Consider the following 13797-nt stretch of genomic DNA (forward strand, 5'->3'; position numbering starts at 1 on the left):
ATAATATATGTTTTCATCAAAGACTTATCAAGACAGAAGAGCCGTATTACAGAACAATGTGGCGAGTGGAATTCTATTGTTTCTAGGAAATATAGAAAATCCTGTTAATTTTGAACATAATCCTTATTACTTCCGTCAGGACAGTACTTTTCTGTATTATTTCGGAATTCAGGAACCAAAGATTGCGGCTATTATTGATATTGATGAAAATAAGACCATTGTTTTTGGAGATGAGTTGAGTATTGATGACATCGTATGGATGGGCAGACAGGAAACCTTGAAAGAAAAGAGCCAAAAGTCTGGTGTACAGGAAACTTTACCCTATTCGGAACTTTCTCAATATTTACTGAAAGCACAATCATCAGGCAGAAAAGTACACTACCTTCCACCCTATCAACCTTCCAATAAAATTTTATTGGCTGATCTTTTAGGAGTTAAAATAGCAGAATTGCAGCCTTCTGTGGAGATGATTAAATCTGTTGTAAAACAACGTTCTATAAAAGAAGCTCAGGAAATTGTACAAATAGAAGAAGCTGTAAATGTATCTAATGAAATGCATTTACTGGCGATGAGAATGGCAAAACCAGGGACGAAAGAATATGAAATAGCCAATGCGATTCAATACCTTGCTGCTAATAAAGAATGCCAGATGTCTTATCCACCGATCGTTACTATAAACGGAGGAATATTACATAATCATTACCGTCTTAATACGTTGAAGGAAGAAGACCTTTTCCTTAATGATTCAGGTGCAGAAACGGCAATGGGATATGCAGGTGACTTGACCAGAACATTTCCTGTAAGCAAAACTTTTAGTACAAAACAAAGGGAAATCTATGAAATTGTTCTGAATTCATTTAATAGTGCTCAAAATCTATTAAAACCGGGAGTTAAATTTAAAGATATTTATCTGAAAGCTTCTGAATATCTGGTAGAAGGACTTGTTGATCTGGGATTGATGAAAGGCAATCCTGAAGAGGCCGTAAAAAACAATGCTCATACTCTGTTTTTCCAATGTGGACTGGGACATATGATGGGATTGGATGTACATGATATGGAGGATCTTGGAGAACAGTATATTGGATATACCGAAGAAGAACCAAAAGATACCAAAACATTCGGTCTTAAATCTTTACGTTTAGGAAAGGCTTTGGAACCTGGATTTGTAGTAACCGTAGAACCCGGTATTTATATGATTCCTGAGCTGATCGATATCTGGCAGGCTGAAAATAAAAATGCAGAATACATTAATTATGATAAAGTAAATGAATACCGAAATTTCGGCGGAGTACGTGTAGAAGATGATTTCCTGATTACTGATGATGGTTATAAACTTCTAGGAAACGGACTGATTACTACTGTTGATGAAATTGAAAACTACAGAGCAGAACATTTAGCTTAATTCGGATTCAATATATGAAGAATATAAAAAAAATAACGGCTATTGCTTTATACTTCCTGTGTCTGTCACCATTGGCTGCACAAAAGACGCAATGGACTCCTGATGGCAATGCTTATTATTCATTCACTAAAAATGGCGTTGGGATTATTGATGTACTGAATCCTGGAAAGGATCAGTCTTTTTTAAGTAATAATGAATTAATTCCTTCCGGAAGTGCTACCGCTTTAGAAGTACAGAGCTTTCAGGTATCACCGGATGGCAAAAGCTTATTGCTTTTTACCAACACCCAGAAAGTTTGGCGGGATAATACCCGTGGAGATTACTGGATCTTTGATAAAAATACTAAGAAGCTCACTCAGCTTGGGAAAGATCTGCCCACATCATCATTAATGTTTGCCAAGTTCTCTCCTGATGGTAAAAAGGTGGCTTATGTATCTAAACACAACATTTACATTGAAGACCTTTCCAATAATCAGCTTACTAAAATTACGAATGATGGTACAGACAGAATGATTAACGGTACTTTCGATTGGGCTTATGAAGAGGAATTTGGGACTCAGGATGGCTTCAGATGGTCTCCTGACGGAAGCAAAATTGCTTACTGGAAGCTGGATGCACGAGTGACAAAGAACTTCCTGATGATTAATAATACAGACAGTCTGTATTCATTTACTGTTCCTGTAGAATATCCGAAAGTAGGTGAAAATCCTTCAGGATGCAGCATCTGGTTCTATGATCTTGCCTCAAAATCTTCGAAGAAAGCAAACATTGAAGGCGACGAAGTACAACATTATATTCCCAGAATGGAATGGGTGCTGGATTCTAAATCTATTATTCTACAGCAACTGAACAGAAAACAGAATCAGAGTAAAATTATGGTAGCAGATGCTCAGTCCGGAAGCAGTAAAACCATTTATACAGAAACAGATAATGCATGGATTGATATAAAATCCCGCTGGAATGAGAACGATCCAAGTGGCTGGGATTGGATTAACAATGGTAAAGAATTTCTGTGGCTTTCTGAAAAAGACGGATGGAGACATATTTATAAGATAGATATGAACGGTAAAGAAACGTTGATTACAAAAGATGCTTTTGATGTGATAAAGCCTGAGTTTTTTGATGTTCAGAACAAGCTGATTTACTTTTTGGCTTCCCCTGATAATGCTACTCAGAAATATTTGTATAAAGTAAGTATGCAAGGCGGAAAAGCCAGCAAGATAACTCCTGAAGCGTACACCGGATCAAATCAATATACCATATCTCCCAACGGAAAAATTGCTATGTTTAACAATAGCAGTGTAAATGCACGTTCAACAGGAGCTGTGGTGTCATTACCGCAACATAAAGAGCTTGTAGCTGCTAAGAGTATTTTAAAAGCAGATCCGGCAAGATCTAAAGCTGAGTTTTTCCAGATAACAACCCAAGACGGAGCTACATTAGACGGATGGGTGGTAAAACCTAAAAACTTTGATCCCAACAAAAAATATCCGATTGTTTTCATGGTTTACGGAGAACCGGGATCACAAACGGTAACAGATAATTTCAATGCCGGCCGAAATGGTTTATACATTGGCGATATGGCCCAGGATGGCTATTTATATGTTTCCCTTGAAAACCGTGGAACTCCTGCTCCTAAAGGACGTGAATGGAGAAAATCGATTTACCGTAAAATTGGACAGCTTAATATCCGTGATCAGGCTATGGGAGCAAAAGCGCTGTTTGCAAAATGGTCTTATGTGGATACTTCAAGAGTGGCTGTTTGGGGCTGGAGCGGTGGTGGTTCTTCCACATTAAACCTTTTAGGGCAATATCCTGATATTTACCAGACCGGAATTGCTATTGCTCCCGTGGCCAACCAATTATTCTATGATAATATCTATCAGGAACGTTATATGGGCCTTCCACAGGAAAACAGAGAAGATTTTGTAAACGGTTCTCCTCTGGCTTATGCTAAAAATCTTAAAGGAAATCTGTTACTGGTTCATGGAACAGGTGATGATAACGTGCATTACCAAAACACAGAAGTTTACATTAATGAATTGGTAAAATATAATAAACAGTTTCAACTGATGTCCTACCCTAACAGAACCCACTCTATCAGTGAAGGTGAAGGAACATCATTGCACCTGGCTACGATGTTTAGCAAATACTTAAAAGAACATTGTCCTCCGGGAGGAAGATAAGTTATGCAATAGAAGTCTCACAGTAATGTGGGGCTTTTTTTGAGTAAGGAAGATGGAGGCTGGAAGCTGGAAGTACTTGAAACGAGAAAGCAATGTGATTTCTTTTTACTACTTTTAAGAAGAAGTTAAAATGTCATTCAGAAGTTATAAACGAAATAATAACTTCCAGCCTCCCTCTTCCATCTTCCAGCCTTTCATTTAACAAATTATCATTAATTTTGGGGGTAGAATTCTTAAAAATCAACGAGTTGAAACTACCACTTTCCTATTATTCCAATCAAGATGTTCTTTTTCTGGCTCAGGATCTTCTGGGTAAAGTGCTCTTTACAAAAATTAATGACGAAATAACAGCTGGAATCATCGTAGAAACTGAAGCCTACAATGGAATATCAGACAAAGCTTCTCACGCTTATGGTGGAAGGCGTACAGATCGTACAGAAACATTGTACAGCCATGGAGGAGTTTCCTATGTGTACTTATGCTATGGAATTCATCATCTTTTCAATGTAGTGACTTCTGTGGATGATGAACCGCATGCGGTTCTCGTGAGAGCTATTGAGCCGTTAATCGGGATGGAAATTATGGAACTCAGGAGAAATATGCCGGCTTCCAAAGCTGCGATTTCGGCCGGTCCCGGATCTGCTGCTAAAGCATTGGGGATTGACCGCTCATTGAATAAAAAAGATCTGAACGGATCTGAAATCTGGATTGAGGATCATGGGATTCAGTATTCTGCTGATAATATTGTTGCCGGACCTCGTATAGGAGTTGCTTATGCGCAGGAAGATGCTCTGTTACCATGGCGTTTTTTTATAAAGGGAAATAAATATGTGAGCAAACCGAATACAATATAGATTTTATAAGGGATGAATGGCCTGATAAAGCTCTTTATAATAAACAACAAGATCATCCAGAGAAAAGCCTCGGTTTAAACCACTGGTATTAGGCAGCACCCAAACTTTTACACCACAAAAATCCTCTGGCTGCAATCCCCATTGAATTTCTTTCTTTTTAGAAAATGCTTTATAGGCTGCTTTACCAAGAAAAGCTATATATTGAGGTTGAAATTCCGTTATTTTGGCTGTAAAAGCTTCAAGTGCATCATCAAATTCTTCTTTTGATAGCTCATCTGCCCGTGACGTAGCTCTTGCAACCGCTGTTGTCAAACCACATCCAAAGTCTAAAATTGCAGTATCATTTACTGCTTCAATTTCGTAAGAGGTAAACCCTGACCGATGAAGAACCTTCCAAAAACGGTTGCTTCTCCCTGAAAAATGATGCCCATCATTAGAAGATTTTAAACCGGGATTAATTCCACAAAAAATAACATCTAGATTTGAAATAATAATATCTGTTAACATATTTGAAGTAAATTAAATAAGATACATCTGTTCTCATTTTTATAGCTTAAAGATATCAATATTCCGGTTACTCAACCTTAGGTTGGAGGTAAGATGTTTATCGTTTCATTCCTAATATGATACGATTTATCTGCCTTTTTTGCAGGGTCATTTAGTTTATCGCTCTGAATATGAAAAGATCCAGGTACCTTTGCATGGTAATTAAAAAGGGGTGAAACAGTCTATTATAATGAACATTAAAGCTGAATTGTAATTCTTTAATCCAATAGATTTTCATTCCTAATCATTAAAATAAATAATATGAACTGGATTGCGTTAATTATTGCAGGAATTTTTGAAATCGGATGGCCGTTAGGTCTTAAGCTATCTCAGCAGCCTGAAAATAATAAATGGAGTTGGATCATGTTTTCGATTGCATGTATGGCGGTTAGTGGCGGATTTCTCTGGTATGCTCAAAAAAGTATTCCCATTGGAACAGCATATGCTGTATGGACGGGAATAGGTGCAGTAGGAACGTTATTGGTGGGAATTGTATTTTTCCAGGACTCGGCCAGTATTTTGAGATTATTATCCGCATTATTGATCGTAGTGGGAATCGTTGGACTTAAACTTTTTTAAATAAAAAATGGCTTAAGATTATTGCTAATCATTAAGCCAAACCATTATTCAACATTAGAATAATAAACCAACTACATTATATTTACTTTTATTATTGCTTCTTCGTAATAAAATTTCACATCAATAGCAGTTATTTTCTGTACATTGATCTGTAAAGATTTTGTTGAGATAAGATAGTTAGACTTCCTTCAGCATGATTTCCTCCTGCCCTTACTCTCTAATCATTTATTATTATTTCAAAGATCAATAAATAATTATCAAATTGAAAAAAACATCTATCAAAGAGAAATTAGGGTCTATGAATGATTTTAAAAGGGATCAAGCTTAATCAAATAGGCTACCAATCAATAAACGGCTTATAAGTTCTCCCAATCGGAAGTTTTTTCCCTTTAATCTGTACCATAGTTGCAGATTTTACCTCTATTTTAGGCTTGGAAATAATATAAGATTTATGGATGCGGGTAAACATGTTGGGATTCAGGGTTTCTTCCATCCTGCTTATTGGCATTTTAAAAGTGAGAGTTTCTGTTTTAGTGTGAATATGAATGTATTCTCTCAAACTTTCGATATAGAAAATATCCTGAAGAATAATTTTGATCTGTTTTTTACCACTGCTGATGAAAATATGGTCACGCTCAGCTATTTCCAGCAAAGCATCTTCGGCTTCCATTAAATATTTAAACTTACCAACAGCTGTAACAAACCGTTCATAAGGAATGGGCTTCAGTAAATAATCGGCAATATCCAGTTCATAACCTTCTATTGCATATTGATGATAGGCTGTTGTTACAATGACAAATGGAGGGTTTTTCAGTTGTTTCAAAAAATCAAAGCCTTTCACCACTGGAAGATGAAGATCTAAAAACATAAGGTTTACCTCATGAGTGCTCAAAAGGTTGCTTGCATGTACAGCATTGGAACATTTTCCTATAAAATTCAGTTCCGGATCACGGGAAATAAAAGTTTCCAGTATTTCTGCAGCAATGGGTTCGTCTTCTACAATAATGCAATTGTATTTTTTAGAGGCTGAATGTATCATTGAAATCAATTTTGAGTTGAACCATATATCGGTCACTTTTGTCATTCACAGTTAGCTTGTGTTTAGGATAAAGCAGTTCAAGTTGGCGGCGGATATTTTTAAGTCCTATTTTTGTAGAATGCTGATGGGGTATTTCTTCCTTGGAATTTTCAATACGATAGGTAAGAATTCCGTCTTTCAGTTCAATATCAATGGTGATATAAGAATCTCCGAGACTTTCGGAAATACCATGTTTAAAAGCATTTTCAACAAACTGAATCAGGATAAGCGGTGAAATTTCCTGAGCAGGATTGTCAATATTTTCCTGTAAATGTACACTAAGATGATGATGTCTTATTTTCTGAATCTGTATATAATCCTTAATATTCTCAAGGTCTTTTTCTATAGAAATATTTTTTTCAGCAGCTTCATAAATATTGTACCGCATGATTTTGGAAAGCTGGAGAATAGCATCAGGGGTTTCATCTGCCTTTTTAAGAGCCATTCCGTAGATATTATTCAGTGTATTGAATAGGAAATGAGGATTGATCTGGGCTTTTAACATCGTAAGTTCCTGATCCAGCTTTTCCGATTTCAATTGAGAAATCTGCTCTTTTAGCATGTTTTTCTGCCTCGTAATCTCTACCCCGAAAACCAGTCCTACCATAAAAATAAGATCCATAAAGGAATTGAAAGCAACCAGACCGTTGATAAATCCGGAAGGCTGTTTGCTGTCTAAAGTCTCTATAACGCCATAGATATAAGGATAAATAATATAATGAGTGAAAACCCGGTGTCCTAAAACTGCCAGTATCACGATCAGAATATAGAAAATACATTGAATAACCTTAGTAAAATGTATCTTTTCATACACATACAACAAGGAATAGGCAAGAGGAATTTTAATCAATAAATAACCCAATTCAAGAATAAGCGTATTCTGAAGTCTCAACTGCCAGATGAAATCCGGAAACTGGTATCTGGACCAGTAAAAGTCAAGATAAACTTCCAGAATATAATACAATATCCAAAAAAGCAGATGAATTTTTAGTTTAGATTTACGATCTGATGTTACACTTATTGCCATTTAAAAATATAAAATAATAAGATTCAGTCAAATATAGAAATATAAAGTCTATCAATGCCTGCGATCTATCTATAAACTACCCTACTTTATTCCTTAAGATGATTTTAGGAAACATGAGATTGATAAAACTGAAGATTAACAGAACATTAAATTCGATCCCATTAGTTCCTCCGCCTACCACAAACCAACCATTTTCCCAATGAATAAAGTAGATCCCTAACACAAAAATCAGGATGTTACAAATAGCAACAGGCTTTATACACCGATCTATCCAAATAAGGAAAACGGAAGCAAAATGGGTAAGCTTTACTATCCAGGCTAGATACAGCCCTATTGGAGAGAACCCTATCATATCCAGATAGTTCATGCCAAAACGATTGACATCTCCACTCAAAATAGAGATTACACTATGCATAAACAGGATAACAGAGAGTGCAAGTCTCAGGTAGTAGTTATTTTTCATGAAACTAAGGTAGTTATCATGTAGAAATAGTAGGTTTTATCGTATATCAATTGCTTTTAACAGCATACGAAATTCTTTTCATTGATTAAAAATTATTCTTTATAATCTGTTATAACTTATTTTATTTCTGATAGTTAACAAATGTTTATATTTATTTACTCCTCTTTTATTAATGATTTATTGCTTATTTAAAGGTAAATTAACATTTTAATTATTCCCTTAATTGTGATTTTTATAAATTAAATTCTTATTTTTTCAGTATTAATTACAGAAATTAATGAAACTTGACTGAAAAAACTCATCAATTGGGAAACATTTTCCCTCTATAATTTTCTGATTGGTGAGAATAGCTAAATTCAGCGTCGATTCTAATGCACAAATAGCTGTCAATGTAAAAAGAGTGGCCATCCTGACCACTCTTTTGTATTGTTATTCTTTCGGTCTTAATTTTGACCTAAATTTTTCTTTAAAAATTCTTCAAGTTCCTTTTCATGAAGATTCTTCGCAATAATGATCCCTTCGCCATCAATAATAACATTAAAAGGAAGTTCATCTATTTCATAAGCTTTTGCAACAGGGCTCTTCCAGAATTTTAAATCACTGATCTGTATCCAGTTGATCGTAAATCGGTCAATAGCTTTCTGCCAGCTTTCTTTATTTTTATCCAAAGAAACACCCACAATTTCAAACTTATTGGTTTTCACCTGATCCGAATAGGTTTCATACAGCTTTTTCAGTTCAGGTTGTTCTCCTACACACGGAGCACACCAGGTTGCCCAAAAATCAATAAGGATAAGCTTTCCTTTTTGGCTTGAAAGTGAAAATGAAGAGCCATCCGGTTTAGACATTGTTATTTCAGGAGCCTTCTTCCCTATTTCAATTTTGTTTTGAGCGAATGCAAATCCAGAAAACAGGCTCAAAAACAATATAATAAAACTTGTTTTCATATTAATCATTTATTGGATAATCTTTATCCAGCCAATCGGTTTTTATATTTTTAGGAAGATTTAAAAGTTTGGCGTTTTTAAAGCCCATCTCCATCAATACATTAAATGCAGGACGGATGTTCGGACACTTTACAAAAGGACAGCATCCACAATAGATTACAATTTCCTTATTTTTAGGAATGTCTTTAAGATAAGTTCTTAATTTTTCCAGGTTTTCCGGCTCATGGGTCGGACCAATGTCTACCGAACCTTTAATGATAGCTTCAGGACCTACAGAAATGATTAATAAATCCTTAGTCTTGTGCTTTACAATTCTTGAGGCTAATAATGCCGGATCCATCAGCTGACTGTCTTTCCACGGATCCTGTGTTTGTTGTGCCTGACTGAAAATGGAGCACAAAAAGCACACCATCATAAACAAATACTTCATACTTCTATTTTTCACAAATATATAAATGATTTGTTGAACTTTAAAAGGTTCCAGAGTCTGTTTCCTGATTATTACAGGCATTTTAGAGGTTTTCATTCTTTTTTGGAGTAATATGGACTACATTAGAAGCTCCCGGTTCTATAATCAGTCGGGTGCCTGCTCCTCTCTCCTGCTCACGTCCCTGAATAGCAGAACCTGTAGTCAATGTCAGTTTTCCCTGGAAAACAGGATGTGGCGGGAGTAACGATATCTCAATCTCCTCTTCTTCAAGCTGTATGATAATAGATGCTGCGTCAATGCTGAATCGGTTTCCATCTTTATCTACGGCAAATACCGGATAAGGTTTAGGTTCTTCCATTGTAATATGATTTTTAACAAAGATAAAACATCAAATGAATTCTCTTTTTGTAATTTAGTGGTGAAAAACAAATCATAGCCAAGCATGGGCTGTGGTTTTAGGTATTTAAGAGTACCTTTTTTGATTTAAAATAAGTTTTCTTTTTATTCTATGAAGATCAATCCTCCTGAACATTGGACCAACTTTATAAAAGTTTTTACTAAAAAATTCAACGATGAGATCGTTGCTGATGTAGTCCGTGTATTCCGTACTATGGAAGATATTCAGGAACGCTATGATACCTATGAATTTGAAGAATTTATTCCCGGATATATTCCTATTGCAGACGATTCCGGAGGACAGGTTGCTGTTATATCAAAAGATGGCAGAAATACAAAAGTCTATCTGAGTTCGTATGGAACATTACAGGAAAAGTATTTTGAAGTTTTGGATCGGGATCTGATGCATTGGATGCAACGAAAATTTCCTTTTGAAAAAATACAAAATACCATTTCAGAGGCGGATATTGAGAAAAAACAAAAAGAAAATACAATTTTAGCTCAGGCAATAGCTTCTTTTCCTCCTATTCTGCAGTTTTTGAAAGAATCTGTCATTATTGAAGGACTTACCTTACCGGAAAATTATGCGTCTGTGGAACATATTTATTATTTCCAGGATGGGTACCATTACAATTCATTGGAAAATAAAGTTCTGACAGATGATGTTCCGGGAGGTTTTAAACCGGATTGGGTTGTTTTGGCTTCTAATTATTTTGCAGATCCTTTTTTTATTGATTTGAATGAAGCTAAAAATGATTTCCCTGTATATTTCGCATATCACGGACAAGGAGATTGGAAGCCAATACAAGTAGCTGAAAGTTTAAAAGCATTTCAGAAAGTATTGAATGATATTCAGAATTTAAGAGCTGATAAAAGAAGCTTAATTGATTATTGTAATGAAAATATAGATCTGGGAAACCCTTTATGGAAAGAAGTGTATACAAATATTGAAGAAGAGGAAGAATATGACCCGGAGCCAATAGAAACGTATGAATTATTAGGCTCAGAAGCCAGTTTGTACATTACTGATATCGGCCCCAATAAAATGAAGGTTATTGCTGTACTGAAAAAAGAATTCGGTATCTCCGGAACCGAAGCTCTTGAACTCAGTAAAAAGCCAAAAATATTATTCAAAACCGGGTACAGCAAATGGCTTGAATATGACCGTAAGCAATTGGAAGAGCTTGGTGCCAGTGTTGAATTTGGGTCTTTAACCTAAAACGTATTCATTGATTTCTAATCCTGTAGCTATGTATGCTAATTTCTTATGATTTTTGAAAGTGCTTTGCTTATTTAAATCCAGATATTTTATACATTTATATAAAGTATTGTGAACTAAAAAAATACCTTTATCATGGAAGAAACATTCCAGCCTGATGCGATTATTATAGGAACCGGATTGGCAGGGCTTACTGCTGCCATGGAAATCACCAATGCCGGAAAAAAAGTATTGCTTCTGGATCAGGAAACTGAACAGAACATAGGCGGACAGGCTTTCTGGTCATTCGGAGGGCTTTTCCTGATTAATTCACCCCAACAACGGAGAATAGGAATTAAAGATTCTTATGAATTGGCTTTACAGGACTGGAAAGGTACCGCAGGTTTTGATCGTGATGAAGATTACTGGCCCCGCAAATGGGCAGAAGCCTATCTGAAATTTGCAGCGGGTGAAAAGTATGAGTACATTTCTAAGTTGGGAATCAAATTGATGTTTATGGTAGGTTGGGCAGAACGTGGTGATGGATCTTCCACCGGACACGGAAATTCTGTTCCCCGTTTTCATGTAAGCTGGGGAACAGGAACAGGTGTAGTAAAACCCTTTGTTGAGAAAGCATACAAAGCCAAAGATAAAGGATTGCTACAGATGAAATTCCGGCACAGAGTTACAGAACTGATCGTCAAAAACGGAAAAGTAGTTGGTCTGAGAGGTGATATTCTGGAAAATGATGCTCAGGAAAGAGGTGTTGCCACCAATAGAAACATTATCTCTCCATTTGAATATTCCGCAACTCATATTATCATTGCCTCAGGAGGTATAGGTGCCAATCATGAATTGGTAAGGAAGAACTGGCCCGAAAGATTAGGTACACCTCCGGAAAATATGGTATGTGGAGTTCCTGCTTATGTGGATGGTAAAATGATTGGTATTGCTGAAGATGCAGGAGCTGATATCATCAACCGTGATAGGATGTGGCATTATACGGAAGGACTACAAAACTGGAATCCCATCTGGCCGAATCATGGAATAAGAATACTTCCGGGACCTTCTTCCCTATGGTTTGATGCTAAAGGAAAACGTCTTCCTGCTCCTTTCCTGCCTGGATTTGATACCTTAGGAACATTAAAATACATTCAGGATACAGGATATTCTTATTCCTGGTTTATTCTCACACAAAAAATCATTAAAAAAGAATTTGCACTTTCTGGTTCAGAACAGAATCCGGATATTACCAATAAAGACTATTCCCTTTTTCTGAAAAGGATTTTTGGCAAGAAAGCTCCCGGTCCTGTAGAAGCCTTTAAAGAGCATGGTAAAGACTTCATTGTATCAGATAATCTGAAAGACCTGGTGGAGAAAATGAATCAACTGGCAGGTAATCATCTTCTGAACTATGAAAAGATAAAATCCCAGATCGAAGCCAGAGACAGAGAACTGGATAATAAATTTTCAAAGGATACACAGGTTAATTATATCAGGAGTACCAGAAGTTATTTAGGAGATAAACTTGGAAGGGTTGCTGCTCCGCATAAGATTTTATTGCCTGAAAATGGACCTTTAATTGCAGTACGGCTTAATATTTTAACCCGAAAAACATTAGGTGGGATAAAAACCAATCTGAACGGACAGGTTTTAAAAGAAGACGATAGCCCTATTGAAGGACTTTATGCAGCAGGTGAAGTAGCAGGTTTTGGTGGTGGTGGCATGCATGGTTACCGGGCATTGGAAGGAACATTTTTAGGTGGATGTATTTTTTCAGGAATGAAAGCCGGAAAGTATATTGCCGGATTAAAATGATAATTCAAATGAATAAAGACATACAATGAGCAATTATTACAATGATAAAGTAGTCTGGATTACAGGAGCTTCATCAGGAATTGGGGAAGCTTTGGTAAAAGAATTAGTAGAGAATAGCAATGCAAAAGTGATTCTTTCTTCCAGAAATGAGGAACAGCTCTATGAAGTGGCAGAAAGTATCGGGCTTACCGTGAATCAATATGCGGTACTCCCATTAGATCTGAAGAACTATAAAGAAATGCCTGCAATAGCTGCTAAAGCCATAGCAACTTTTGGGAAAATAGATATTTTAATTAATAATGCAGGGCTATCCCAGCGTTCTTTAGCGATGGAAACTGATATTGAAGTAGATAAACGCTTAATGGATGTTGATTTTATCGGGACAGTAGCATTAACTAAAGCGGTAGTGCCCTATATGATTCAAAATAAAGGAGGACAGGTTGCTGTAGTTTCAAGTCTTATGGGAATTTTCGGGGCACCGATGCGAAGTGGCTATGCAGCTGCAAAACATGCTCTTCATGGGTTCTTTGATGCTTTGCGTGCAGAATTATACACTCAAAATATTTCGATAACGATTATCTGTCCGGGATTTATACAAACCAATATTTCCATTCATGCGGTAACCGGTGACGGCTCTTCACAGGGAACAATGGATGACGCAACCCATAATGGAATGCCTGTGGATATTTTTGCAAAAAAAATGCTGAATGCCATTGAAAAAAAGAAGAATCAAAAAGCCATTGGCGGCAAAGAAGTATTGGGCGTTTATCTGAAACGCTTCTTCCCTGCCCTGCTGGCAAAGATCATCCGAAAAGCAAAAGTAGTCTGAGGAAATTTATTTGAATAATAATTAATAAGGTAAGTATATACAAT

General features: G+C 36.2%; 14 protein-coding genes. 7 read left to right on the forward strand and 7 right to left on the reverse strand.

Annotation, left to right across the window (positions count from 1 at the left end):
• The first annotated feature begins 7 nt into the window (after positions 1–7).
• From NBX25_RS14290 to NBX25_RS14300, 3 genes are all read left to right on the forward strand, one after another.
• The gene (locus NBX25_RS14290) at positions 8–1402 is read left to right on the forward strand and encodes an aminopeptidase P family protein (RefSeq protein ID WP_250254126.1); all 1395 of its coding nucleotides are present in this window, start codon (positions 8–10) and stop codon (positions 1400–1402) included.
• Between the two features lie 14 nt (positions 1403–1416).
• On the forward strand, positions 1417–3588 hold the full coding sequence (locus NBX25_RS14295; RefSeq protein WP_250254127.1) for a S9 family peptidase: 2172 nt from the start codon (positions 1417–1419) through the stop codon (positions 3586–3588).
• Between the two features lie 248 nt (positions 3589–3836).
• Entirely contained in the window at positions 3837–4442 is a 606-nt protein-coding gene (locus NBX25_RS14300) for a DNA-3-methyladenine glycosylase (protein WP_123855907.1), read from the forward strand.
• Positions 4443–4445: 3 nt separating this feature from the next.
• Here NBX25_RS14300 and mug read toward each other — a convergent pair whose 3' ends face one another.
• Positions 4446–4949 (reverse strand): G/U mismatch-specific DNA glycosylase, encoded by a 504-nt coding sequence (gene mug, locus NBX25_RS14305; protein ID WP_250254128.1) that lies wholly within the window; start codon positions 4947–4949, stop codon positions 4446–4448.
• 300 nt (positions 4950–5249) lie between these two features.
• Here mug and NBX25_RS14310 point away from each other — a divergent pair, with 300 nt between their 5' ends.
• Positions 5250–5567 carry a DMT family transporter gene (locus NBX25_RS14310; RefSeq protein ID WP_123911443.1) on the forward strand — a complete coding sequence of 106 codons (318 nt, stop codon included), beginning with the start codon at positions 5250–5252 and terminating at the stop codon, positions 5565–5567.
• A 337-nt stretch (positions 5568–5904) separates the two neighbouring features.
• Here the strand turns inward: NBX25_RS14310 and NBX25_RS14315 are convergent, their stop codons facing one another.
• From NBX25_RS14315 to NBX25_RS14340, 6 genes are all read right to left on the reverse strand, one after another.
• On the reverse strand, positions 5905–6606 hold the full coding sequence (locus NBX25_RS14315; protein WP_250254129.1) for a LytR/AlgR family response regulator transcription factor: 702 nt from the start codon (positions 6604–6606) through the stop codon (positions 5905–5907).
• Positions 6587–7672, reverse strand: coding sequence for a sensor histidine kinase (locus NBX25_RS14320; protein WP_250254130.1), 1086 nt, complete (start codon positions 7670–7672; stop codon positions 6587–6589). Before NBX25_RS14320 ends, NBX25_RS14315 begins: the two co-directional genes overlap by 20 nt.
• Before the next feature lie 76 nt (positions 7673–7748).
• Positions 7749–8135, reverse strand: a complete 387-nt coding sequence (locus NBX25_RS14325; protein WP_123911445.1) for a DoxX family protein — start codon at positions 8133–8135, stop codon at positions 7749–7751.
• Between the two features lie 443 nt (positions 8136–8578).
• Positions 8579–9082: a TlpA family protein disulfide reductase gene (locus NBX25_RS14330; protein WP_228412799.1), complete on the reverse strand. Its 504-nt coding sequence runs from the start codon at positions 9080–9082 to the stop codon at positions 8579–8581.
• 1 nt (position 9083) lies between these two features.
• Positions 9084–9512, reverse strand: a complete 429-nt coding sequence (locus NBX25_RS14335; RefSeq protein ID WP_250254131.1) for a rhodanese-like domain-containing protein — start codon at positions 9510–9512, stop codon at positions 9084–9086.
• A gap of 82 nt (positions 9513–9594) precedes the next feature.
• Positions 9595–9870 (reverse strand): hypothetical protein, encoded by a 276-nt coding sequence (locus NBX25_RS14340; protein WP_250254132.1) that lies wholly within the window; start codon positions 9868–9870, stop codon positions 9595–9597.
• A 150-nt stretch (positions 9871–10020) separates the two neighbouring features.
• Here NBX25_RS14340 and NBX25_RS14345 point away from each other — a divergent pair, with 150 nt between their 5' ends.
• From NBX25_RS14345 to NBX25_RS14355, 3 genes are all read left to right on the forward strand, one after another.
• Positions 10021–11127 (forward strand): SMI1/KNR4 family protein, encoded by a 1107-nt coding sequence (locus NBX25_RS14345; protein WP_250254133.1) that lies wholly within the window; start codon positions 10021–10023, stop codon positions 11125–11127.
• Between the two features lie 135 nt (positions 11128–11262).
• On the forward strand, positions 11263–12924 hold the full coding sequence (locus NBX25_RS14350; RefSeq protein WP_250254134.1) for an FAD-binding dehydrogenase: 1662 nt from the start codon (positions 11263–11265) through the stop codon (positions 12922–12924).
• 25 nt (positions 12925–12949) lie between these two features.
• Positions 12950–13753: an SDR family oxidoreductase gene (locus tag NBX25_RS14355; RefSeq protein WP_250254135.1), complete on the forward strand. Its 804-nt coding sequence runs from the start codon at positions 12950–12952 to the stop codon at positions 13751–13753.
• Positions 13754–13797: the final 44 nt, after the last annotated feature.

The sequence above is a fragment of the Chryseobacterium sp. Marseille-Q3244 genome (assembly GCF_940807095.1).
Classification (GTDB): Bacteria; Bacteroidota; Bacteroidia; order Flavobacteriales; family Weeksellaceae; genus Chryseobacterium.

Excerpts from the sequence above, each read along its gene's own strand:
- NBX25_RS14290 (WP_250254126.1), top strand. The coding sequence starts at position 8 with ATGTTTTCATCAAAGACTTATCAAGACAGAAGAGCCGTATTACAGAAC.
- NBX25_RS14295 (WP_250254127.1), top strand. The coding sequence starts at position 1,417 with ATGAAGAATATAAAAAAAATAACGGCTATTGCTTTATACTTCCTGTGT.
- mug (WP_250254128.1), bottom strand. The coding sequence starts at position 4,949 with ATGTTAACAGATATTATTATTTCAAATCTAGATGTTATTTTTTGTGGA.
- NBX25_RS14310 (WP_123911443.1), top strand. The coding sequence starts at position 5,250 with ATGAACTGGATTGCGTTAATTATTGCAGGAATTTTTGAAATCGGATGG.
- NBX25_RS14315 (WP_250254129.1), bottom strand. The coding sequence starts at position 6,606 with ATGATACATTCAGCCTCTAAAAAATACAATTGCATTATTGTAGAAGAC.
- NBX25_RS14320 (WP_250254130.1), bottom strand. The coding sequence starts at position 7,672 with ATGGCAATAAGTGTAACATCAGATCGTAAATCTAAACTAAAAATTCAT.
- NBX25_RS14325 (WP_123911445.1), bottom strand. The coding sequence starts at position 8,135 with ATGAAAAATAACTACTACCTGAGACTTGCACTCTCTGTTATCCTGTTT.
- NBX25_RS14330 (WP_228412799.1), bottom strand. The coding sequence starts at position 9,082 with ATGAAAACAAGTTTTATTATATTGTTTTTGAGCCTGTTTTCTGGATTT.
- NBX25_RS14335 (WP_250254131.1), bottom strand. The coding sequence starts at position 9,512 with ATGAAGTATTTGTTTATGATGGTGTGCTTTTTGTGCTCCATTTTCAGT.
- NBX25_RS14340 (WP_250254132.1), bottom strand. The coding sequence starts at position 9,870 with ATGGAAGAACCTAAACCTTATCCGGTATTTGCCGTAGATAAAGATGGA.
- NBX25_RS14345 (WP_250254133.1), top strand. The coding sequence starts at position 10,021 with ATGAAGATCAATCCTCCTGAACATTGGACCAACTTTATAAAAGTTTTT.
- NBX25_RS14350 (WP_250254134.1), top strand. The coding sequence starts at position 11,263 with ATGGAAGAAACATTCCAGCCTGATGCGATTATTATAGGAACCGGATTG.
- NBX25_RS14355 (WP_250254135.1), top strand. The coding sequence starts at position 12,950 with ATGAGCAATTATTACAATGATAAAGTAGTCTGGATTACAGGAGCTTCA.